Origin of the sequence: Xenorhabdus bakwenae (assembly GCF_030272115.1) — a bacterium.
Lineage (GTDB): Bacteria > Pseudomonadota > Gammaproteobacteria > Enterobacterales > Enterobacteriaceae > Xenorhabdus > Xenorhabdus bakwenae.
In genome coordinates this window covers 2,263,157-2,286,293 of the sequence record NZ_CP119194.1, presented here as the reverse complement: position 1 = coordinate 2,286,293, position 23,137 = coordinate 2,263,157, and the positions used below count along the sequence as shown (strand labels likewise).

Below are 23,137 nucleotides of genomic sequence, written 5' to 3'. Positions count from 1 at the left end.
CCTGATGGACGAAAAAAGACTGACACACTTACAGCAACTTGAAGCTGAAAGTATCCATATTATTCGGGAAGTGGCGGCTGAATTTGCCAACCCCGTCATGCTCTATTCGATTGGTAAAGATTCCTCTGTGATGCTGCATCTGGCACGTAAAGCGTTTTATCCGGGAAAACTGCCTTTCCCCTTATTGCACGTAGATACCGGCTGGAAATTTCAGGACATGTACGATTTCCGTGATCGTACAGCGGAAAAATATGGTTTTGAGTTACTGGTCTACCGTAATCCACAAGGCGAGGCGTTGGGCATTAATCCTTTTATTCATGGCAGTGCTAAACATACCGATATCATGAAAACAGAAGGGTTGAAGCAAGCACTGGATAAATACGGCTTTGATGCAGCATTTGGCGGGGCGCGGCGTGATGAAGAAAAATCACGAGCCAAAGAACGCATTTACTCATTCCGTGACCGCTCCCATCGTTGGGATCCCAAAAATCAGCGTCCCGAACTTTGGCGCAACTATAACGGCCAGATTAATAAAGAGGAAAGTATCCGCGTCTTCCCGTTATCCAACTGGACAGAGTTGGATATCTGGCAATACATCTATCTGGAGCAGATCGATATCGTTCCCCTTTATTTTACTCAGTTCCGTCCGGTTGTTCAGCGGGAAGGAACCTTGATTATGGTTGATGATGATCGAATCGATTTAAAAACAGGGGAAGTGATTAGCCAGCGTAAAGTGCGCTTTAGGACACTGGGTTGCTGGCCGCTGACAGGGGCGGTGGAATCAGAAGCAGAAACGTTGCCGGAAATTATTGAAGAAATGTTGATATCAACCACTAGCGAACGGCAAGGGCGGCTGATTGATAGTGATCAGTCAGGTTCTATGGAGCTGAAAAAGCGCCAGGGTTATTTTTAAGGAGTCCAGCTATGCCAGCACTTGCATATAATGAAACTATGGCTAGTCAGATCAAGCAACAAGGCGGAGTTGAAGCTTACCTTCGGACGCAGCAGGAAAAAGGATTACTGCGCTTTTTAACCTGCGGTAGCGTGGATGATGGCAAAAGTACCCTCATTGGACGTTTGCTGCATGACACCCGTCAAATTTATGAGGATCAACTTGCAACTTTACAAAGCGATAGCAAGCGGATAGGGACTCAGGGAGAGAAGCTCGATCTGGCATTATTGGTTGATGGATTAGCGGCTGAACGGGAACAGGGCATCACCATTGATGTGGCATACCGCTATTTTTCCACGGAAAAGCGGAAATTCATCATTGCGGACACACCAGGGCATGAACAATATACCCGCAATATGGCAACAGGCGCTTCAACCAGTCATCTTTCCATTTTATTGATCGATGCCCGCAAAGGTGTTCAGGAACAAACCCGCCGTCACAGTTTTATCAGCACCTTGCTGGGTATTCGTCACGTGGTGGTGGCAATTAATAAAATGGATTTAGTTGAATATCAAAAAGAGATATTTGAACAGATCAAGCACGATTATTTGAATTTTGCGGCACAACTCCCGACTGACTTAAATATCTATTTCGTTCCTGTCTCGGCGTTAGAAGGGGATAATATCGTTACCCGCAGCGAGAACATGGTGTGGCATACGGGAGAAACGTTACTGGATATCCTGGAATCCGTGGACGTAAAAACAAAAGCGGCAGAACAGCCCTTGCGTTTCCCGATCCAGTACGTCAATCGTCCCGATCTTGATTTTCGTGGATACAGCGGCACATTGTCTTCAGGAATTTTACGGCAAGGTCAGCAAATAAAAGTGATGCCATCTGGTGTAGTTTCTACGGTGGAAAGAATTGTTACTTTTAATGGTGATCTCACCTTTGCCGTACCCGGAGAAGCGATTACCCTCGTATTAAAAGATGAAATCGATATCAGCCGTGGTGACTTATTGATTGCCGTTGACGATCACATGAATGCGACCCGCCACGCTCTGGCTGATGTCGTCTGGATGTCGGAACAGCCACTGATCCAAGGGCAGAGTTTGGATATTAAAGTTGCGGGCAAAAAAAAGCCGTGGCAAAGTCGATAATGTTCAATATCAGGTGGATATTAACAACCTGACACAGAAGGTCGCTGTTGAGTTACCGCTTAATGCCATTGGGCGGGTGGAATTTTCATTTGATGAACCTTTATTGCTCGACAGTTACGCACAAAATGCGGATACCGGTGGCATTATCCTGATTGATCGCCTAACCAACGTTACCGTAGGCGCGGGATTGGTGCGTGAAATTCACGCCGATGTTGACGAAGAGGTGAAAGTATACAGTGAGTTTGAGCTGGAACTTAACCGCTTAGTTCGTCGTCACTTCCCGCACTGGGGCGTACGTGATCTATTGGGAGGAAAATAAGTGGTTCAGGAGAATATCGTCTGGCATCCGCATGCTTTGAATAGGGCACAGCGGGAAAGCGCAAATGGTCATCCTGCATTGGTGATTTGGTTTACAGGGCTATCTGGCTCAGGAAAATCCACTCTTGCAGGGGCATTGGAGCAGGCATTGTTTGCACAGGGAATCAAAACGTACTTACTGGATGGTGATAATGTGCGCCACGGCCTATGCAGTGATTTGGGCTTTTCTGAAACAGATCGGCAGGAAAATATCCGACGGGTCGGTGAAGTCGCAAAATTGATGGTTGATGCAGGCCTGGTTGTCCTGACCGCATTTATTTCTCCCCAGAGAGCAGAGCGGCAAAAAAATCCGTGAATCAATGGAAGAGGGGCAATTCATTGAAGTGTATGTCGACACGCCACTGGAGATATGTGAGAGCCGTGATCCCAAAGGACTCTATAAAAAAGCACGAGCGGGAACATTGCGCAATTTCACCGGAATTGATGCGGCCTATGAAGCGCCCGAACAACCAGAAGTCTATTTAGAGGGTTCACAGCCTATGGAATCTTCAATTGAAAAACTGCTTTTTGCCCTGAAAAACGGCAATATCCTGCCAACTTAACGACCAAACCCAACAAACTGTCATGAAACACATTATTATTGTTAGTGAAATAATGTGTTTCTACACTCAGTTAATTCAATATCTCGTGTCATTACCTCGTGCAATCCTGTTTTTGCTTGGCCTTATGAGTGGGTTTGCAAATGGTTTTGTGAGAGTCAGTGGCGTCATGCTTTCAGTTGTGGGATGATTAGCGAGTTTTCAGGGGGGGAGATGGGCAAACTAACGCTATTATTACTGGTTCTGCTGGGTTGGTTACAGTATTCGCTGTGGTTCGGCAAAAATGGCATTCACGATTATGTGCGGGTGAAGGCTGAAGTTGATAAACAAGAGGTTGATAACCTTAAACTGAAAGCACGTAACGAACAGTTATTAGCTGAAATTCAGGATCTTAAAGGGGGACAGGAAGCGATTGAAGAACGTGCCCGTAATGAGTTGGGCATGATTAAACCAGGAGAATCTTTTTATCGTATGGTGCCTGATACCTCAAAAAATAATGCGCAGTAACTTTAAATCAAGACAGTAAATAATAATCGAAATGAATAATTCACAACTTCATCCCCCTGCTGAAATCATCGCCTTGATCCCGGCTGCGGGTATCGGTAGCCGGATGAATTCAGATTGCCCAAAACAGTATCTGAAAGTTGCCGGAAAAACGATCCTTGAACATACCCTGACAGCACTGCTTGAGCATCCTCGTATACAACGCGTTATTATCGCGCTGAATCCTGCTGATACCCAATTTGCGCAATTACCTATCGCTTCTGATCCAAGAATAATGACTGTCATTGGTGGTGAAGAACGTGCTGATTCGGTATTGGCTGGATTAGATTATCTGATTGATTTGGCTACAGACAAGGCAGTCTGGGTCTTAGTGCATGATGCAGCCCGTCCTTGTCTGCATAGAAATGATCTTGATAACTTGTTGCGGGTGATTGATCACAACACAGAGTCTCCTGACCTATGTGGCGGGCTTCTGGCATCTCCGGTGAGGGATACGATGAAACGCACGGTATCGCTATCAGTGGCAGGATCATCCACACTTTCCCCTCACTTGATTGCTCATACCGTTGACCGTAACGGACTTTGGCATGCGTTGACCCCCCAGTTATTCCCTTTGCAGCTATTGCGTGATTGCTTGCTCAAGGCACTTGCAGATCAAGCCTGCATCACCGATGAATCTTCGGCGCTTGAACATTGTGGTTATCGTCCCGTACTGATCAAGGGACGAGCGGATAATATAAAAGTGACCCAACCTGAAGATTTGGCATTGGCTGAATTTTACCTATCCCGAAAAGCTAAGGAATCTATCGTATGAGAATTGGACACGGTTTTGATGTGCATAAATTTGGCGGAGAAGGGCCATTGGTCATTGGCGGTGTTCGCATTCCTTATGAACAAGGGTTAATTGCCCACTCAGATGGTGATGTCGCCTTACACGCTGCTACAGATGCCCTACTGGGCGCGGCAGCTTTGGGTGATATTGGTAAATTATTTCCCGATACCGATCCTGCCTTCAAAGGCGCAGATAGCCGTGAGCTACTGAAAGAAGCCTACCGTCGCATTCGTGCGAAAGGCTATCGGCTGGGAAACCTGGATATCACGATTATCGCACAAGCGCCGAAAATGCTGCCACATATTCCCCAGATGCGGGTTAATCTGGCAGAAGATCTTGAATGCCATATGGATGATATTAACGTCAAAGCGACAACAACAGAAAAATTGGGATTTGTTGGGCGTAAAGAAGGCATTACCTGCGAAGCGGTTGCTTTGTTGGTTAAAGAGCAAACAGATAAAAGAAATCAGCATGACATTGAGTAAATTACATTGGCTTTATGGCCAGCCGGAAGCGACCGGTATTGTTAAAGCCACACCAGAAGATTTTATTGTTCGCGAAGATTTGGGATTTTCTCCTGATGGAGAGGGCGAACACTTAATGGTATATATCCGTAAAACAGGATGTAACACCCAATTTGTCGCGGATCAACTTGCCTGTTTTGCCAAAATACCGGCTCGCGCTGTCAGCTATGCGGGATTGAAAGATCGCAACGCAGTGACGGAACAGTGGTTCTGCTTACACTTACCGGGGAAACAAGATCCGGATTTAGCGGCATTTCAACTTGAGGGTTGTGAAATGCTGGCAACGTCCCGCCAGAAACGCAAGCTGCGGATTGGCGCATTGAAAGGCAATGATTTCATTCTGGTATTAAGAGACATTTCTGACCGACAATCGGTGGAAAAACGCTTGCAGCAGATAGCGCAAACCGGCGTTCCAAATTACTTTGGTGAACAGCGTTTCGGGCGGGATGGACAAAATTTAGTTCAGGCTCAACGCTGGGCAGCTAATGAAATCCATGTCAAAGAACGCAACCGCCGCAGTTTTTATCTTTCTGCCTGTCGCAGCGCGATGTTTAATGCTGTTGCCAGCCGACGTATTGCCCAGGATGAACACCAAAAGGTAAAAAATGGCGATGCATTACAATTGACAGGGCGTAGTAGCTGGTTTGTCGCTGATGAATCTGAATTGTCGGTATTGCAGCACCGGGTTATGGGGGGAGAATTACAAATAACGGCTCCTTTACCGGGTGATAAGGCATTAGGAACGCAGCATCAGGCTTTGGATTTCGAACAACAATGCTTATTGGATTATGCGGATTTTTGGGGATTAGCCAAACGTGAACGTGTGGAGAGCGCCCGTCGGGCAATATTGGTGAAACCACTTAACTTGCGTTGGGAATGGCAAGATGACCAAACTGTCACTCTGCATTTCTCTTTGCCATCTGGTAGCTTTGCCACCAGTGTTGTTAGAGAACTGATCAATCCGGATCTCGGCTCTTCCCTTGATGTGGCGTGATTGCACAGTACTCTACAAAACTGTCAACGTCATGCTAAGATCAAACACACACAGGATAATTTACATTATTAACCTATTTTATTTTAGTAAAATCAATGAGATATATCAATGCTGCGGATATTGCTGAGTAACGATGATGGTGTCACCGCACCGGGTATTCAAACCTTGGCGGCGACATTGCGGAAACACTATCATGTTCAGGTCGTTGCACCTGACCGTAACCGTAGTGGAGCGTCGAATGCCTTAACGCTGGATCGCCCTTTGCGCATCAACACACTGAACAATGGTGATATTTCTGTTCAGGAAGGTACACCGACGGATTGTGTCTATTTGGGCGTGAATAATCTGGTACTCCCTCGTCCTGACATTGTCGTTTCTGGCATCAACTGTGGCCCTAACCTTGGTGATGACGTGATTTACTCTGGTACGGTCGCGGCGGCAATGGAAGGACGCCACTTAGGCTTACCCGCATTGGCGGTATCACTCAATGGCGACCAACATTACGAAACGGCGGCAGAAGTGACCATGCGTTTATTAGCGTTGCTGCAAAAATCCCCATTGAGAGCAGGTAATATTCTGAATGTGAACGTACCTGATATTCCCCTTGAACAGATCAAAGGGTTTCGGGTGACGCGATGCGGTCGCCGTAGTGCTGCTGAGCAAGTCTATGCGATGGAAGATCCCAAAGGCAATATGCTCTATTGGCTAGGCCCTCCGGGAGAAAAAAGTGATTTTGGGCCTGAAACAGATTTTGCTGCGGTAGAAGAAGGATTTGTCTCCATTACCCCTTTGCAAGTGGACTTAACAGCTTATAAAGCCCAGGCGCGGATAAGTGATTGGTTGGCAAAAGTCGGGGATATTGGGGAATGTTAAACCGATCAATGAAAAATTTGTTGGCGCAGCTGCGTCAGCAAGGAATTCATCATGAGCCACTATTGGAGGTTATTGGCAAAGTCCCTCGAGAATGTTTTGTTGATGAAGCTCTCGCCCATAAGGCGTATGAAAACACCGCACTGCCTATTGGTCATGGGCAAACGATCTCTCAACCCTATATTGTTGCTCGCATGACTGAGTTGCTGAATTTAACCCCGGCCTCCAACGTATTGGAAATTGGAACAGGCTCAGGTTATCAAACAGCAATACTGGCCCACTTAGCCAAACGCGTTTTCTCCGTGGAGCGGATTAAAGGATTGCAGTGGCAGGCTAAACGCAGATTGAAGCAACTCGACCTACATAATATCTCAACCCGCCACGGTGATGGCTGGGATGGATGGCCATCAAAAGGACCCTTTGACGCTATTATTGTCACCGCCGCACCACCAGAAATTCCGCAGGCATTACTCCATCAACTTGCTGATGGAGGCGTGATGGTTTTACCTGTCGGCGAGCGTACTCAGTTACTGAAAGTCGTACATCGTTATGGGAATGATTTTCATGGCGATGTTATCGAACCTGTCCGTTTTGTACCCCTAATTCAAGGCGAACTAATATAATCAGCTAATTTATTTGGGGGGATAGTTTCAAATCAGCTGTTCTTTTTTCTGAATTTAAGCAAAATGTTTCGCTTTAAATCTTTCTTAATCCTAAATTTTCATAAATCATTATTATTTTCACTTATATTTGCCTTTATGGGGGATAAAGTATGAATCTGGAAAAACCAGTGAAAAAAATAAAGTGGATAATCGCCAGTACTGTGATGGGCGTTGTGCTGATAGGTTGCAGTAATACACCAAATCGTCCAGCCCCAATCGTGAATATCGATACAAATCGTGTTTCAGATAATCATGCGATTAAAAATCGTCAGCCAGTGAATAATGCTGCCAATAGCAGTTCATCTCAAGGGCGAATTATTTATCGCCGTAACTATGAAAATATTCCCAAAGGAAGCTACAACGGGAGCACTTATACGGTTAAACATAGCGATACTTTGTTTTATATAGCCTGGATTACAGGTAGTGATTTCCGTGATCTGGCTCTCAGAAATAATATTTCAGAGCCTTATAGCTTAAATGTTGGTCAGGTGCTGAGAATAGGTAATCTAACCTCCACAAATGGTGTATTAATAGCATCAAATAGTACTAAATCAAAAATTAGTCAGGTTGATTTTCAAAAAATTAATGCGTATCCTGCAAATATTGATAAACCAAAGTCAGGAAAAATGTTGCCAAAGGCAACCGTTTCTGATGGCGATAATTCCTATCCAAAAGTATCTATCGCAACAGATACAGGGGTAAATAATGCTATTAATGGTATTGATACTATTAATAGTTGGAGGTGGCCAGCAGAAGGAAAAATTCTTGAAAACTTCTCTGATTCTCAAGGAGGAAATAAAGGCATTGATATTGCGGGGAGCCGTGGCCAACCCGTATTTGCTACAGCCCGTGGGAAAGTGGTTTATGCCGGAAATGCATTACGTGGCTATGGAAATCTAATAATAATAAAACATAACGATGACTACCTAAGTGCTTATGCGCACAACGACACAATGCTGGTTCGTGAGCAACAGGACGTTCAAGCGGGGCAAAAAATTGCCACTATAGGTAGCACCGGAACAAGTTCAGTAAGATTGCATTTTGAAATTCGCTATAAGGGAAAATCCGTAAACCCGCTGCGCTATCTTTCGCAGCGATAAACCGGGGCAGGGATCTGAAATTCCTGCCCGCATTATCATGGGTAGGAGCAGCTGATGAGCCAAAGTACGCTTAAAGTTAATGAGTTGTATGATGATGCGAATTTAGACGAAAATAGCATGGAAGCTGATGACTTTGATGAAGCGTTGCTGAAAGATGAGGATGATATAACTGGTCTTGATGAAGATTTGGATTTGTTGCAAGGAGTAAACCAACGGGTTCTTGATGCAACACAGCTTTATCTCGGAGAGATTGGTTTCTCACCTTTGCTGACAGCAGAGGAAGAGGTTCTTTTCGCCAGACGAGCACTACGAGGGGATGTTGCTGCACGCCAACGCATGATTGAAAGTAACTTGCGCTTGGTGGTAAAAATATCCCGCCGCTATAGCAATCGTGGATTAGCACTGCTAGATCTGATTGAAGAAGGTAACCTTGGGCTTATTCGTGCAGTGGAAAAATTTGATCCTGAAAAAGGTTTTCGTTTTTCTACTTATGCAACATGGTGGATCCGTCAAACCATTGAACGTGCCATTATGAATCAAACTCGCACAATTCGCTTACCTATTCACATTGTCAAAGAATTGAACGTCTATTTACGTACTGCAAGAGAACTGGCACACAAATTGGATCATGAACCCAGTATCGAAGAAATTGCGGAAAAATTGGATAAACCTATTGAAGATGTAAGTCGTATGATGCGGCTGAACGAACGCATTACTTCTGTCGATACACCAATGAGTGGTGATTCAGATAAGGCATTATTGGATATTTTATCTGATGAAAATGATTCAGGGCCAGAAACAACCATTCAAGATGATGATATGAAACAGAGTATTGTGAAATGGTTGTTTGAGCTGAACGCAAAACAGCGCGAAGTTTTGGCCCGTCGTTTCGGTTTGCTTGGATACGAAGCAGAAACATTGGAAGATGTTGGGAGAGAAATTGGTTTAACAAGAGAGAGAGTTCGTCAGATTCAAGTTGAGGGATTGCGTCGTCTTAGAGACATATTGCATACCCAAGGTTTGAATATAGAATCATTATTCCGTACTTAATTTTTTATTCCTGAGAACGTACACCTAAGAAATTTAAAATTGCAGCGTTAGTGGAAAATAGATGAGTTTCCAGAAGCAAAGATAATTAGATAACTTGGTGATGGCAAGAGTAGCAGTAATTCCAAAAGTGATAATTGAAAAGATAAAGGAATAGAGAAGATAGGCAGTAATCTTAAGGTGGGCTTATTTAGCCCACCTTTTATTTACGCATTTATACTCGATAAACTTCAAGTTGCAATCCGCCAGACGACGCGAGGCCTTATATTTCCCCGCTGTGCGGGGAAATATAACACGCATCTTGAAGCCGGATTGGTATATATTTTTATTACCATTTGGTGTGACACTTATCAAAGTGAGATAATCGGAACACCACTATGAAATTTAAAATCATGATCGTGAGTTTGAATAAGCTCTGCTTCAACCTGGCCGAAATAATTCACTCTTTCGGTAATATCTTCTTTAGATATTGACTGAGCGAGCATCAAATAATCTTGGTAATGCCGCGCTTCTGAACGCAGCAGAGAAATATAAAACTTACCCAAATCCTCATCCAGATGAGGAGCCAATTTTGCAAAACGTTCGCATGAGCGAGCTTCAATATAAGCACCAATAATTAATTTATCGACCAACGTATAAGGTTCATGATTAGCAACATGCTGAAACAGGGATTTAGCATAGCGGCTGGCACTGATACTGTCATAGTTTATCCCTCTGGCATCCATGATTTCTAATACTTGATAAAAATGATGCAACTCTTCCTTAATTAATAACACCATCTTATCGATGAGATCTTGACTATAACGTGATTTTGCCCGCGCGGTAATTTGCTTGGTGGCCTGATTTTTTCCTTTCAACGAATGGATATTCCCCATTTTTTTATAGACAAAATCCTCATAGGGCTGAAACCAAGCCAGCAGAGCATCCGCACTCTCAGGGGCGACGGCATATTTACGAATTAAGAACATAGCACTTTGTGCTGCTTTCAATTCACACAGTAGATGATCGCGCAATAAAATGGGCAAATTCTCTGGCAGCCGCGCTTTTTCTACCCATTGGTCGGGAGTTTCGCACTGTAAAATTTGATAAATGGGCACTAACAGATTAGTATCAAACGTCATTGTTGTTCCCTGCATGGCTGTTTCATTCACGGCTAAACCATATCTTTCAGACGATAAATCCACTCTAATGCCTGACGTGGTGTCAAGGTATCTGGATTCAGGTTTTCCAATGCTTCAACTGCCGGAGGAGTTTCTTCTGTCAGCAGGGTTAACTGTGGTGTATCGACATGGCCTACTGCCGCATTATTGGAGAGTGATTCCAGCTCTTTCAATTTTTGGCGTGCACGTTTAATGACATCGCGTGGAACACCGGCCAGCGAAGCAACGGCCAATCCATAACTCTTGCTTGCTGCCCCTTCCTGTACACTGTGCATGAAAGCAATGGTATCGCCATGTTCGACAGCATCAAGATGAATATTGACGACCCCTTCCAGTTTCTCAGGCAGTGTTGTCAGTTCGAAATAGTGGGTTGCAAACAGGGTCATTGCTTTGATGCGATTAGCTAAATTTTCCGCACAGGCCCACGCCAGGGATAAACCATCATAAGTTGATGTCCCACGACCGATCTCATCCATCAAAACCAGACTGTGTTCAGTCGCGTTATGCAAGATGTTGGCCGTTTCAGTCATTTCCACCATAAAGGTAGAGCGTCCTGATGCCAGGTCATCGGATGCACCGACACGCGTAAAGATGCGATCTACAGGGCCAATAACCGCTTTTTCGGCAGGAACAAAGCTTCCAATATAAGCCATCAACGTGATCAAAGCCGCCTGACGCATATAGGTACTTTTCCCCCCCATATTCGGCCCTGTAATAATCAGCAAACGGCGCTGTGACGAGAGCGTCAAGGGGTTAGAAATAAACGGTTCGCTTAATACTTGTTCGACAACCGGATGCCGACCGCCAGTGAGCTGAATACCTACTTTATCGGTTAGTATCGGACAGGTGTAATTTAGCGTTTCAGCACGTTCGGCAAGATTTGCCAGTACATCCAGCTCTGACAGTGCTTCGGCACAAGTTTGCAAATCGGCCAGATGAGGCAGTAACAGATCGAACAACGTTTCGTACAGGGCTTTTTCGATGGCAAGTGCTTTACCTTTGGACGTCAGCACTTTGTCTTCATATTCCTTTAATTCAGGAATGATATAGCGTTCTGCGTTTTTCAGCGTTTGACGACGAACGTAATGGATAGGGACTAAATGGCTTTGTCCACGACTGACCTGAATATAGTAACCATGTACCGAATTAAAGCCCACTTTCAGGGTATCAATGCCAAGTTTTTCACGTTCGCGGATCTCCAGTTTATCCAGATAATCACTGGCACCATCGGCCAGTGCTCGCCATTCATCCAATTCAGCATTATAACCTGTGGCAATGACGCCACCATCACGCACCAGAACAGGAGGCGTTTCGACAATCGCATTTTCCAGCAGAATCTGCAATTCATCAAAATGTCCCACACGCTGCTGTAGTACTTGGATATAAGGGGCATCGGAGGATGTCAGGATCTGATGAATATCAGGCAATTGCTGAAAAGCATGGCGCATTCTGGCCAGATCACGGGGACGAGCAGAGCGGAGAGCAAGACGGGCAAGCACACGCTCTAAGTCACCGACCTGACGCAAAAACGGCCGTAATTCATAACCGATTTCCTGTAATGCAGAAATCGCTTGATGGCGATTTTCCAGCATAACTTTATTGCGGGTTGGTGAATGCAGCCAGCGTTTCAGCATTCGGCTGCCCATCGGTGTCACACATTGATCGAGTACCGCCGCCAGCGTATTCTCAGTGCCACCGGACAAATTTTGTGTCAGCTCCAGATTACGGCGGGTGGCGGCATCCATAATAACCGTTTCCTGCTGGCGTTCCATCGTAATACTGCGAATATGAGGTAAAGTGGTGCGTTGAGTATCTTTGACATATTGCAGCAAACAGCCTGCTGCGCGCAGGGCGAGCATCGCTTTTTCCACCCCGAAGCCAATCAGGTCACGGGTGCCAAATTGCAAATTAAGTTGCTGTCTTGCTGTATCCAGCTCAAATTCCCACATCGGGCGTCGGCGCAAGCCATGACAACGTTCAATCAACGCCATATGCTCAAAGGTTTCAGGATAAAGCAATTCCGCGGGACGGGTGCGTTGCAATTCTGCGGCAATACTATCTTGATCGGACATTTCAGAAACGCGGAAACGGCCGGAAGTGATATCCAGCGTCGCGTAACCAAAGCCCTGATTATCATGCCAGATAGCGGCGAGCAGATTATCCTGACGTTCTTGTAGTAAAGCTTCATCAGTGACGGTGCCGGGAGTGACAATACGCACAACTTTGCGCTCAACAGGGCCTTTACTGGTTGCAGGATCACCAACTTGTTCGCAGATCGCCGCAGATTCACCGAGTTGTACCAGTTTTGCCAGATAGTTTTCGATTGCGTGATAAGGAACACCCGCCATCGGAATAGGCTGACCTGCCGATTGCCCGCGCTTGGTTAGGGAGATATCCAGCAACCTCGCCGCTTTTTTTGGCATCGTCATAAAATAACTCGTAAAAATCCCCCATTCTATACAGCAGCATAATATCGGGGTGCTGCGCTTTCAGACGCAGATACTGCTGCATCATGGGGGTGTGGCTATCTATATCCTTTGCTGGAGATTCTTTCATATTGACTTGATTCAATTCTATTATTCCTGTTGACTCAGTTGGGCCATCGACGCTAAGTCAACCCATCTAAATGACAAAACCTAAATATAATCAGCTAAGGATGGAACGTTAATTGACCTCATCCTGGGCGAAAACGCTATCTTATCACTGATAATCTGTGTGATTCATCTGTGGATGCGATGAGAAGATCTAAATGGTAGGTTAGCAGGATTACTCGCAGGAATGTATCAGATTTTTTCACAATTCAGCAGGATTGCGAAGCAGCTCGATTGTTGTTTGGTTTGAGTCATGCTGCCAAATAACAAATAATAAGAAAGCCGATGGCATACAGCACTTGAATTCTATCAGCGATATTGAGAATTGGTGGACTTAGAGGAGATTAGAAAAAGCCTGGATTTAAATAAATGTTGGCTTGAACTCTTCACTAATAGGATATTAAACTGCATAAAGATGGTTGGACTGTAACAACCAAAGATCGTCGGTTATCAGCTCAGTTTGAGCATACGATCTTGGTAACCCGTGATGGTTTTAACGTGTTAACGCTGCGGGATGAAGAACGCGAAATTTTTGCACGTTACCTGTCGATCACTCAATAAATGACAATTTATTATGTGATAGTGATTCCCAATACTGTGTTGTGCAGTGTTGGGTTTATAGAAATTTAACTACGGCTATGTGAAATTACAGGGTGATTATGTCTTGGCTTTATAAAAACAAGAATCTTTCTTGTTTTATTGTTCTCTTTTTTCTTATTTTTCTGATACATAAATGTTTAGGGTATCAATTAAAACTCATATATGTCTTTAGTGCCTTTGCACTCTTTTTATTTTTGGCTGCTATCAGTAGACGAATATATATCTTTTTGATTGCTTTTTTTTCCTTGATAGGAATGCTCTATACCCCGATTGGTCTCAATTACGGTTATCCAGACATCAATGCGGTGGGATCATTAATCTATACAAATAGGAATGAAACAGCGGAATATATTAGTGGCCTTTCTGTTTCAACCTATTTAACTGCGATAGCTATTTTTGTTCTGATGATATTTTCACTTAAGCTAAATGTCATCTTAACAGGCAAAAGTAAAAAGTGGCTGTTTACCCTGTTTTTGATTTCGGCTTTCTGGTCCCCGGCCAAAGGGTATATAAAATCGGGTTTTGAAGATAGCTCGGAACTTTTGAATACCAGTTTACCGGAAGTTCGTTTTTTCAGTGATGTCTATCAGAGCTACAAGCAAGTCATGTCAGAAAATCACCGATTTGCCAAGATAATTCAATATCGGGATGACTGGCAGCCCGTGGTGAAAGAAGAGAAATACGATACTTATATCATGGTGATTGGTGAGAGCGTCCGAAAAGATTTTATGAGTGTCTATGGGTTCCCGGATAAAAATACCCCTTGGTTGGATAATGCGAATGCCACCGTGTTAACCCACTATATTTCTGCGGCACCCTCGACACAGTTGTCGTTGACTAACTCTCTGGCCGTTCGTGAAGCAAATGAAATTCAACTGAACAACAGTCTTGTTTCACTGGCGAAAAAAGCGGGATTTGAAACTTACTGGCTGTCCAACCAGGGAATGAAGGGAGGGTTTGATTCTCCTGTCGCACTGATTGGGCAGCAGGCCACTCATTATACTTTTCTGAAAGAAGGCAATTCAGATGATCGCAGTTATATGCCGGATGAAAATTTATTGCCTTATATTCGCAAAGCATTAGGGAAGAATGAGCAAAAAAAGAAGCTGATTATTATTCACTTAATGGGTTCGCATCCACAACCTTGCACCAGAACGAATGATAAATACGGCACCTATTTTCATTCCAAAAATATTTCATGTTATCTTCAGAGTATTCATAATACGGACAGCCTGCTAGCTGACATTGAAAGTATTGCCAATAAAAATCAATTGCACTGGACAATGCTTTACTTTGCGGATCATGGTTTGTCGCTGGTGAATAAGAATACAGATAGCGAGAATCTGACCCATAACGATAGTAATAAGCAGAACTATCAAGTTCCCTTTATTATTACCGGTTATGACTATGGCATTAAAAATGCCGACAAGAACACAGCAAGCAAAAATATCATAGATGCTCACCGCAGCGGTTTGAATCTACTGTCTATGTTATCCACATGGTTGGGAATTGAAGAACCTCGCCTGGTATCCAAATGTGCCTGGTTTTCCAACCAGGCGTGTCCGAACCAACATACAGTGATTTCATTCAGTAACGAATATAAAGACTTTAATCACCTAAAGGATGACGCCATCAACTTCGATTGATGAATATACCTTCGTCTTGCAATTTATTGAGGAAGTGAGTTACCTCACAAAATCTGGCTCATGCTTTATATGTATGAACCACTGATTGGGGGATTTTGACCGCTTAATGTTGGTATTCAACCGCTGAGTAAGATCCTCTCCCTCTTATCAGGGAGAGTTTTATATCATAGTGCAGTGTGACGAGGAGTATATACCTTTTAATGGGTATCGCTTCCTGCCGGCTGTAGATGGTCGGTTTATGGAGAAGGAAGTAAAAATTAAATAATGACTTGCTGTTCGTCTTACTGTGGAAAAGGACGTTTTATGAAGAATAATAAATTGTTAAAACATATCCCCTGGATGATGTTGGGGATAATTGGCGCATTCTGTCTTGGAGTCGTTGCGCTACGTCGGGGAGAACACGTTAGTGCTTTGTGGATCATTGTCGCTTCCGTAGCCGTTTACTTGGTTGCTTATCGGTATTACAGCCTGTATATCGCCACGAAGGTGATGAAGCTGGATGCCACGCGAGCAACGCCTGCTGTTGTCAATAATGATGGTTTGAACTATGTTCCCACCAATAAAAATGTCCTGTTTGGTCACCATTTTGCCGCCATCGCGGGGGCCGGTCCATTAGTCGGGCCAGTATTGGCGGCACAGGTTGGTTATCTGCCAGGAACATTGTGGTTGTTAGCAGGGGTAGTGCTTGCCGGAGCGGTGCAGGACTTTATGGTGCTGTTTATCTCCTCCCGCCGTAATGGGGCATCACTGGGGGAGATAGTCAAGGAAGAGATGGGGCGTGTACCAGGCACAATAGCGCTGTTTGGTTGCTTCTTAATCATGATCATCATTCTGGCAGTACTGGCCTTAATCGTCGTGAAAGCATTGGCAGAAAGCCCGTGGGGCGTATTTACTGTTTGTTCGACAGTGCCAATTGCGCTTTTCATGGGGATCTATATGCGATATATCCGTCCGGGGCGTGTGGGTGAAGTCTCGGTGATCGGTATTTTCCTGCTAATTGCCGCCATTTGGTTTGGTGGTGTTGTTGCCGCAGATCCTTACTGGGGACCCGCGCTGACTTTTAAAGATACCACCATCACTTATGCGCTGATCGGATATGCATTTATCTCTGCATTATTGCCCGTTTGGCTTATTTTGGCACCGCGTGACTATCTGGCAACTTTCCTGAAAATTGGGGTTATTGTTGGTCTTGCAATTGGGATTGTCATCCTGAACCCTGAACTGAAAATGCCCGCCGTCACACAATATATTGATGGTACAGGGCCAGTCTGGAAAGGAACGTTGTTCCCATTCTTGTTCATTACTATTGCTTGTGGCGCGGTGTCTGGTTTCCATGCCCTGATCTCTTCGGGGACGACGCCTAAACTGTTGGCAAATGAAAAAGATGCCCGCTTCATTGGTTATGGTGCGATGTTAATGGAGTCGTTTGTGGCGATCATGGCATTGGTTGCTGCATCCATTATTGAACCGGGGCTGTATTTTGCGATGAATACCCCTCCGGCAGCTCTGGGCATTACCATGCCTGATTTGCATAATTTGGGTACTGCCGAAGCGCCAATGATCATGGCCTCTTTGCAAGAAGTCACGAGCCATGCGGCAACGACCGTCAGTTCCTGGGGCTTTGTGATTTCACCCGATCAAATTCTGCAAACGGCAAAAGACATTGGTGAGCCATCCGTTCTGAACCGCGCAGGGGGAGCGCCAACCTTGGCCGTGGGTATTGCCCATGTATTCCATCAGATCATGCCTGCGGCAGACATGGGCTTTTGGTATCACTTTGGTATTCTGTTTGAAGCGTTGTTTATCCTGACGGCGCTGGATGCAGGTACACGCTCTGGCCGTTTCATGTTGCAGGATCTTCTGGGTAACTTTGTTCCATTCCTGAAAAAAACGGACTCTTTGATTGCGGGTATTATTGGTACAGCCGGTTGTGTTGGCTTATGGGGTTATTTGCTGTATCAAGGTGTGGTTGATCCATTGGGTGGCGTCAAGAGCTTGTGGCCGCTATTTGGTATCTCTAACCAGATGTTGGCTGCCGTTGCGTTGGTATTGGGTACGGTTGTCTTGATCAAGATGAAACGCACCCGATATATCTGGGTAACGGTGATTCCTGCGGTTTGGTTGTTGATTTGTACCACATGGGCGTTGGGGCTGAAATTATTCAGTGATAACCCGCGGCTTGAAGGCTTCTTCTTTCTGGCGAAAGAATACAAGCAGCGAATTGCCGAAGGGGGTGCAGAATTAACAGCTCAGCAAATCAGTAACATGAATCATATTGTTATAAACAACTACACCAATGCGGGCTTAAGTATTTTATTCCTAATTGTGGTGTATAGCATCATTATTTATGGTATCAAAACTGCGGTCAAAGCAAGTAAGAACCCAGAGCGTACCGATAATGAAACGCCTTATGTTCCGCTTCCTGAAGGTGGGGTGAAAGTCTCTTCTACGCACTGATGTGATACGAAAACTGATACCAGCCAAGTCATTTCGTATCAGTAGCAGCGATACCCCACATAACTGACTTTGTATTATGTGGGGTATTTTTATAGAACAAGCCTTGGAGAACAATTTATGTTTGGTCATCTTGGTCGGGCAGGCAAGTATTTGGGGCAGGCTGCCCGCATGTTGGTGGGCGTTCCCGACTATGACACCTATGTACAACATATGAAGGAAAACCACCCAGATAAGCCTTATATGTCTTATGAAGAATTTTTTCGCGAACGTCAGAATGCTCGCTATGGTGGCGATGGCAAAGGCGGGATGCGTTGCTGTTAGTGAAAAATCGGGAAACGAAAATGCAACCAATATCAGTCACGATCCTGAGCGGTTTTTTGGGTTCAGGCAAAACGACGCTGCTGCGTCATATCCTTAATGCCAATCATGGTTATAAAATCGCCGTCATTGAAAATGAATTTGGCGAAGTCCCTATTGATAATGAATTGATTGGTGATCGGGCAACTCAGATTAAGACATTAAGTAACGGATGCATCTGTTGTAGTCGTTCGAATGAGCTGGAAGATGCATTATTGGATCTGCTGGATAGCCTGGATAAAGGGCAGATCGACTTTGACCGCTTGATTATCGAATGTACAGGCATGGCTGATCCTGGCCCGATTACGCAGACTTTCTTTTCCCATAAAATTTTGTGTCAGCGTTTTTTGCTCGATGGCATTATTACGCTGGTGGATGCGGTTCACGCGGAACAACAGTTAGATCGTTTTTCCATTGCACAGGCGCAGATAGGATATGCAGACAGTATTCTTTTAACCAAAACAGATGTTGCTCCCGTTCATGATGCTTTAGTTGAACGTTTGCAGCGAATCAATGCCAGAGCACCCATTCACAAGATTATTCAAGGTGAAGCTGATTTAGACTTACTGTTCGATATCGAAGGTTTTATGTTGAATGACAAACTGACGGTTTCGGCACCTATTTTTCGATTTGTACCCAAACAACAAAATTCGGTTCAGTCGATTGTCATTAACTTGGCGTACCCAGTTGAACTGCCAGAAGTTTCTAACCTGATGGAAGCGCTATTACTGAGTTTCGCGGATAATCTCCTGCGATACAAAGGCATTCTTGCTATCAAAGAAGAACCCCGGCGGTTACTGTTTCAAGGGGTTCAGCGTCTGTATAGCGCAGATTGGGATAGAGAATGGCGCGATAATGAAGTACGTGAAAGTGTGCTGGTTTTTATTGGTATAGATCTGCCGGAACAGAAAATTCGTGAAAAATTTGCGGAATGGGTTAAAGCATAATTGATTGGGTAATCACTTTTTGTGGAATTTTAATTGATAATTTTTATTTCTTATTGAGCAGTGAAGTTATTTATATAAATTCGCTGCTCAAGTTTAAATGAAAATTTATATATTGACCTGTTGAGCTTAAGTTTTTTTAAAGAATAAACTTAGGTTATTTAACAGTTGGAAAACAATAAAAATAAAATAAATTTACAAATTGAGTTTGCCATACGTAAAAAATAGTCCTTTATCTTAGATTTTCATGGCATTGTCTATTTTATCTGCCGGCAATCTCCACAAATTCATTAGTGGAGATTGTTACAATAACCGATCATGTTAGTGAAAACAGCAGAAAAAAGAACACAACTATTTAGAGTGAGACTCCCAAATTCGGGAAAAACGTTTCACATTACTGGCGGTGTAAATTACAGTATGTGAAATATTACGGTGTCCGAGATAGTCTTGAATCAAGCGGGTATCACGCCCGAGATCAGCTAAAGCATAACCACAAGCGTGCCTTAACATATGCGGATGTGGAGAAACACTGACAGATGCCTGCTTTCCATAACGTTTTAATAAACCATAAACTTGTTGCCGTGAAACAGGACCCGATTTTTGAGAGAGAAATACCCACGGAGAATCGGCTTCACGCCATTTTTGACGAATATCTAGCCATTTATTTAACGCTTCAATTTCCTCTGGAATTAAAGGATGTGTGGTTGAAAGCCCACCTTTTAACCGTCTGATGTGAATGATCGCTGAATTCAAATCGAGATCAGATAGGCATAGATTACATAACTCACTTACCCTAAAGCCGTGAATGAAACACATTAACAGCATGCAATAATCCCGCTCTGCATGACGTCCTTGTTTTGTTGCTGCCAAAATTGCGTCTATTTCGTATCGGGTTAAAAACTTACGTTGTTTCATGAAATTATCATTCCTATGAAATCAGAGAGATAAATTGTGAACAGCAAGGTATTTAAGTTAATCGAATACAACAAAACATTAATGTTTTTTAAACATGATTAGCTAAATACCTGATTAATTTAATTGGAATAACGCAAATAAAAAGTTGCTGCTTATTTTTGTCTTATTTTTAATGAAAATGCTAATTGAAATCGTATAAATACGTGTTATGTGATTCTGATACACAGAATGAGGCAATCATAAATAGAATTCCATATATAAAAACAGCTCTATTGAACTTTACAACTAATCATTTAGCTTGGTTTGTTTTTTAGTTTTTTATTCTTTTAAAAATCCTTTTAAGTGTATTGGGTTTGTATTTTTACTGCATTTAGTGGAAAAAGTAAATGATTTATCTAATTTGTTTAGATAGCGCTTTATTATTGATTGAAAATTAACTTTTATCTGGTGTTTTTGAAATAATATTTTTATTTTTTGTTTATTATTGGATTTTTATTCTGATTGACTGCGTTTTTGAGAGAAAAAAGGAGAAATATTGAGGGAGGTTAAGGGGTAATGCTTGGAATAACATCAGGTTAAAGTAAGGGTTTTCGTTAACTTGATAACATTAGTTATAGTTTCTTTTGTTTATTACATCGTTATTTGGATTGCGCTTATTGGCTGTTTTTTGTTCATTTTGTGAAATTAAATTAAATAGATATTTTTCATGATTAATTAAATATATACCCATCCAACTTCAAGATGCGAGGCCTTATATTTCCCCGTTGCGCGGGGAAATATAAGGCCTCGCATCGTCTTGCGGATTGCAACTTGAAGTTTATCGAGTCATCCTTAAAAGGATTCTTTAATAAATAAATGAAGGCGATTTTGTAGGACGTTGATTAGTTAAATGTGCCTTATATCCCCTAACAGAGAAAGACGAGGATATAGGGCGCACGGGGTAAACCTTAATTATAAGCCCTCATATCAGGAGAAGGCCAGAAAAGGGGAAATACAGAGCAAGATCCCAGTAAAGATGATCAAGATGAGCGATATCCCTTTGTAATGGTGTAGTTCAGGGAGCTTGTAGACCAAATAAGCCGGGATAAGGCAGCCAACAATGCCAAATATTGGGCTACAAATAGAAGTAAAACTTAATACCGGGACATTCAGGAGGATTGCGCCCCATGCCAATAAGATGGCAAAAACCATGATGCCTTTTTGTACCCACTTTTTATTGATCTTTTCGGCCGGCATCAGGCGATTAAGAATATTCATGGCAATGCCTTGGCTGGCTTCGCAAAACCCAAGGTAAACACCAAAAAACGCAGTCATCACGGCAAAGACATTGAGCATGATACTGACGGCAATAACCCAACTGCCGGGAAAGAATTGGGCGGCAATGGCTAATGCTGAAATATTCTGTTCATAGGCTTTGAGCGCTTCGTCATGTCCCATTGCCAGCGTAAAAGAGATGGCATAGAAAAATACGGTACAAAACAGGATACCAAAGGCAATGTTCATAGCTCGCAGTGCCTTGTGACGGGCAACTTCACGGTTTTTCTCCCGATTGCGATAAGAAATCACCATTGGGCTAAGTGTTTGGATAAACAGGATGGATGTGAGCGTAAAAGGTAACGTGATGATGGCTTGTTTGATCAATAGCCCCAGGGGAGGTAATGCCCCGATATTGTAAAGATGCCACATACCGATCATGGAAAATCCTAATGCCGCGATAACAAATAACTTTGTTATGACCATTAGACTGGATATTTTGAACAGTAATTGTTCACCTCGGGAAGCGATAGCGACTAATACACAGATTAATACCAATCCATAAAGCGGATTTTTCGATATTAATTCATCAGTGATCCCAAAGGTTTGCAGGTAAGAAGCACTATCATTGGTTATCGCAGTGGAATAAACAAACATCCAGATCACCAGCATAATAAAGTAGAGTATTCCTAACAGCATGCCCCAATTTTTACCAAGATAACCACTGATAACACTAGGATAATCTTTGCATTCTGGTGACTCGGCAAGGGTATTGATGAAGAGCCGTTGAAAGAGATACATGGCAGGATAACCAATAATGGAAGAGAGCAGAAAAACCCACAATCCCATCAATCCCATCAATCCAACCTGAACAGGCAAGAAAACAATTCCGGCCCCGATTGCCATACCAATACTCATAATGACCCAACCGGTATCGATATGGTCAAATTTTATTGCTTTTTTCCACTCTGCCTCCGTCATGTTGGCGCGTTTGGCCGATGGCGATAACTGTGACGTGACATCATTGTTGTTTGTTGCTGTTTTCATATCTTTTAGTAAGTGAATTATCGTTTGCTGATCGTCAATGATTTCGATTTCAGGGAAAAAATTTTCCCTAAACATGCCATCTGATATGGCGTTTGGAGAACAATGTCTTCATAAAGAAGAAATTGCTAAGGGATACTGCGTAAAAAGAGTTGCTGTTTTTATCGTATTGATAAACAACGCTATTTATTCGCTATACGAAGGTATTTGTGATATTGACCATTGGAACAATTATAAAGAAAAGTTGAGTATTTTCTATTACGCTTTTATCACGTCTGTATCTGTTCAAAACACCTTGTCAGGATTTAATCCTTTTAATTATTAACATTATGCTGTATTTCAGCATATTAATCTAGGTTTTTTTACTAGTGAACGGAGTCGATACCTATCTTAATCCTGCTTATTGATTAAAAATGAAAGGAAAACATAATTTAATTAGTCAGCTTTCTTTTACTATACCAATCCAACTTCAAGATGCGTGTTATATTTCCCCGCGCAGCGGGGGAATATAAGGCCTCGCGTCGTCTTGCGGATTGCAACTTGCAGTTTATCGAGTATATGTTTTATCTGAAATTAACCCGATCTAATTAATTTGATGGAATAAAGCTGATTTATAGATAATGATGAAAAAACTAAAATGTAAAGAGCTTAACGCTATTTTTCTATTTTT

General features: G+C 43.2%; 15 protein-coding genes and 5 pseudogenes. 16 read left to right on the top strand and 4 right to left on the bottom strand.

Translation table 11 applies throughout. The features are described 5' to 3' along the window. The first annotated feature begins 4 nt into the window (after positions 1–4). From cysD to rpoS, 11 genes and pseudogenes are all read left to right on the top strand, one after another. Entirely contained in the window at positions 5–913 is a 909-nt protein-coding gene (gene cysD / locus PXH59_RS11580) for a sulfate adenylyltransferase subunit CysD (protein ID WP_285808450.1), read from the top strand. An 11-nt stretch (positions 914–924) separates the two neighbouring features. Then, a pseudogene (cysN, locus tag PXH59_RS11575) lies at positions 925–2,368 on the top strand (sulfate adenylyltransferase subunit CysN). Then, positions 2,369–2,969, top strand: a pseudogene (gene cysC / locus PXH59_RS11570) (adenylyl-sulfate kinase). Between the two features lie 210 nt (positions 2,970–3,179). After that, on the top strand, positions 3,180–3,473 hold the full coding sequence (ftsB, locus tag PXH59_RS11565) for a cell division protein FtsB (RefSeq protein WP_047769219.1): 294 nt from the start codon (positions 3,180–3,182) through the stop codon (positions 3,471–3,473). 31 nt (positions 3,474–3,504) lie between these two features. After that, positions 3,505–4,284 carry a 2-C-methyl-D-erythritol 4-phosphate cytidylyltransferase gene (gene ispD / locus PXH59_RS11560; RefSeq protein WP_285808447.1) on the top strand — a complete coding sequence of 260 codons (780 nt, stop codon included), beginning with the start codon at positions 3,505–3,507 and terminating at the stop codon, positions 4,282–4,284. After that, positions 4,281–4,787: a 2-C-methyl-D-erythritol 2,4-cyclodiphosphate synthase gene (gene ispF / locus PXH59_RS11555; protein ID WP_285808446.1), complete on the top strand. Its 507-nt coding sequence runs from the start codon at positions 4,281–4,283 to the stop codon at positions 4,785–4,787. Before ispD ends, ispF begins: the two co-directional genes overlap by 4 nt. Beyond that, positions 4,774–5,820 (top strand): tRNA pseudouridine(13) synthase TruD, encoded by a 1,047-nt coding sequence (truD, locus tag PXH59_RS11550; protein WP_285808445.1) that lies wholly within the window; start codon positions 4,774–4,776, stop codon positions 5,818–5,820. The genes ispF and truD overlap by 14 nt, the downstream gene beginning before the upstream one ends. Positions 5,821–5,928: 108 nt before the next feature. Next, on the top strand, positions 5,929–6,693 hold the full coding sequence (gene surE, locus PXH59_RS11545) for a 5'/3'-nucleotidase SurE (RefSeq protein ID WP_285808444.1): 765 nt from the start codon (positions 5,929–5,931) through the stop codon (positions 6,691–6,693). Beyond that, on the top strand, positions 6,687–7,313 hold the full coding sequence (locus PXH59_RS11540; RefSeq protein WP_285808443.1) for a protein-L-isoaspartate(D-aspartate) O-methyltransferase: 627 nt from the start codon (positions 6,687–6,689) through the stop codon (positions 7,311–7,313). The genes surE and PXH59_RS11540 overlap by 7 nt, the downstream gene beginning before the upstream one ends. 149 nt (positions 7,314–7,462) lie before the next feature. Then, entirely contained in the window at positions 7,463–8,452 is a 990-nt protein-coding gene (gene nlpD, locus PXH59_RS11535; RefSeq protein WP_285808442.1) for a murein hydrolase activator NlpD, read from the top strand. Positions 8,453–8,506: 54 nt separating this feature from the next. Beyond that, positions 8,507–9,502: an RNA polymerase sigma factor RpoS gene (gene rpoS / locus PXH59_RS11530; RefSeq protein ID WP_047769233.1), complete on the top strand. Its 996-nt coding sequence runs from the start codon at positions 8,507–8,509 to the stop codon at positions 9,500–9,502. Positions 9,503–9,849: 347 nt separating this feature from the next. Here rpoS and miaE read toward each other — a convergent pair whose 3' ends face one another. After that, positions 9,850–10,635: a tRNA isopentenyl-2-thiomethyl-A-37 hydroxylase MiaE gene (gene miaE / locus PXH59_RS11525; protein ID WP_285811753.1), complete on the bottom strand. Its 786-nt coding sequence runs from the start codon at positions 10,633–10,635 to the stop codon at positions 9,850–9,852. Positions 10,636–10,652: 17 nt separating this feature from the next. After that, a pseudogene (mutS, locus tag PXH59_RS11520) lies at positions 10,653–13,215 on the bottom strand (DNA mismatch repair protein MutS). A gap of 434 nt (positions 13,216–13,649) precedes the next feature. Between mutS and PXH59_RS11515 the strand changes: the two are divergent. From PXH59_RS11515 to yjiA, 5 genes and pseudogenes are all read left to right on the top strand, one after another. After that, positions 13,650–13,811: pseudogene (locus PXH59_RS11515) on the top strand (type I methionyl aminopeptidase); the annotation flags it as partial. Positions 13,812–14,077: 266 nt separating this feature from the next. Continuing rightward, positions 14,078–15,496, top strand: a complete 1,419-nt coding sequence (locus tag PXH59_RS11510) for a phosphoethanolamine transferase (protein ID WP_285808441.1) — start codon at positions 14,078–14,080, stop codon at positions 15,494–15,496. A 303-nt stretch (positions 15,497–15,799) separates the two neighbouring features. Further along, the gene (locus tag PXH59_RS11505; protein WP_285808440.1) at positions 15,800–17,953 is read left to right on the top strand and encodes a carbon starvation CstA family protein; all 2,154 of its coding nucleotides are present in this window, start codon (positions 15,800–15,802) and stop codon (positions 17,951–17,953) included. A 117-nt stretch (positions 17,954–18,070) separates the two neighbouring features. Continuing rightward, positions 18,071–18,274, top strand: a complete 204-nt coding sequence (locus PXH59_RS11500; RefSeq protein ID WP_047769237.1) for a YbdD/YjiX family protein — start codon at positions 18,071–18,073, stop codon at positions 18,272–18,274. A gap of 20 nt (positions 18,275–18,294) precedes the next feature. Further along, positions 18,295–19,257: a GTPase gene (gene yjiA / locus PXH59_RS11495; RefSeq protein ID WP_285808439.1), complete on the top strand. Its 963-nt coding sequence runs from the start codon at positions 18,295–18,297 to the stop codon at positions 19,255–19,257. 348 nt (positions 19,258–19,605) lie between these two features. Here the strand turns inward: yjiA and PXH59_RS11490 are convergent. Both PXH59_RS11490 and PXH59_RS11485 read right to left on the bottom strand, forming a co-directional pair. Further along, positions 19,606–20,172: pseudogene (locus PXH59_RS11490) on the bottom strand (tyrosine-type DNA invertase); the annotation flags it as partial. A gap of 963 nt (positions 20,173–21,135) precedes the next feature. Further along, positions 21,136–22,470 carry an SLC5/6 family protein gene (locus PXH59_RS11485; RefSeq protein ID WP_285811750.1) on the bottom strand — a complete coding sequence of 445 codons (1,335 nt, stop codon included), beginning with the start codon at positions 22,468–22,470 and terminating at the stop codon, positions 21,136–21,138. Positions 22,471–23,137 lie beyond the last annotated feature (667 nt).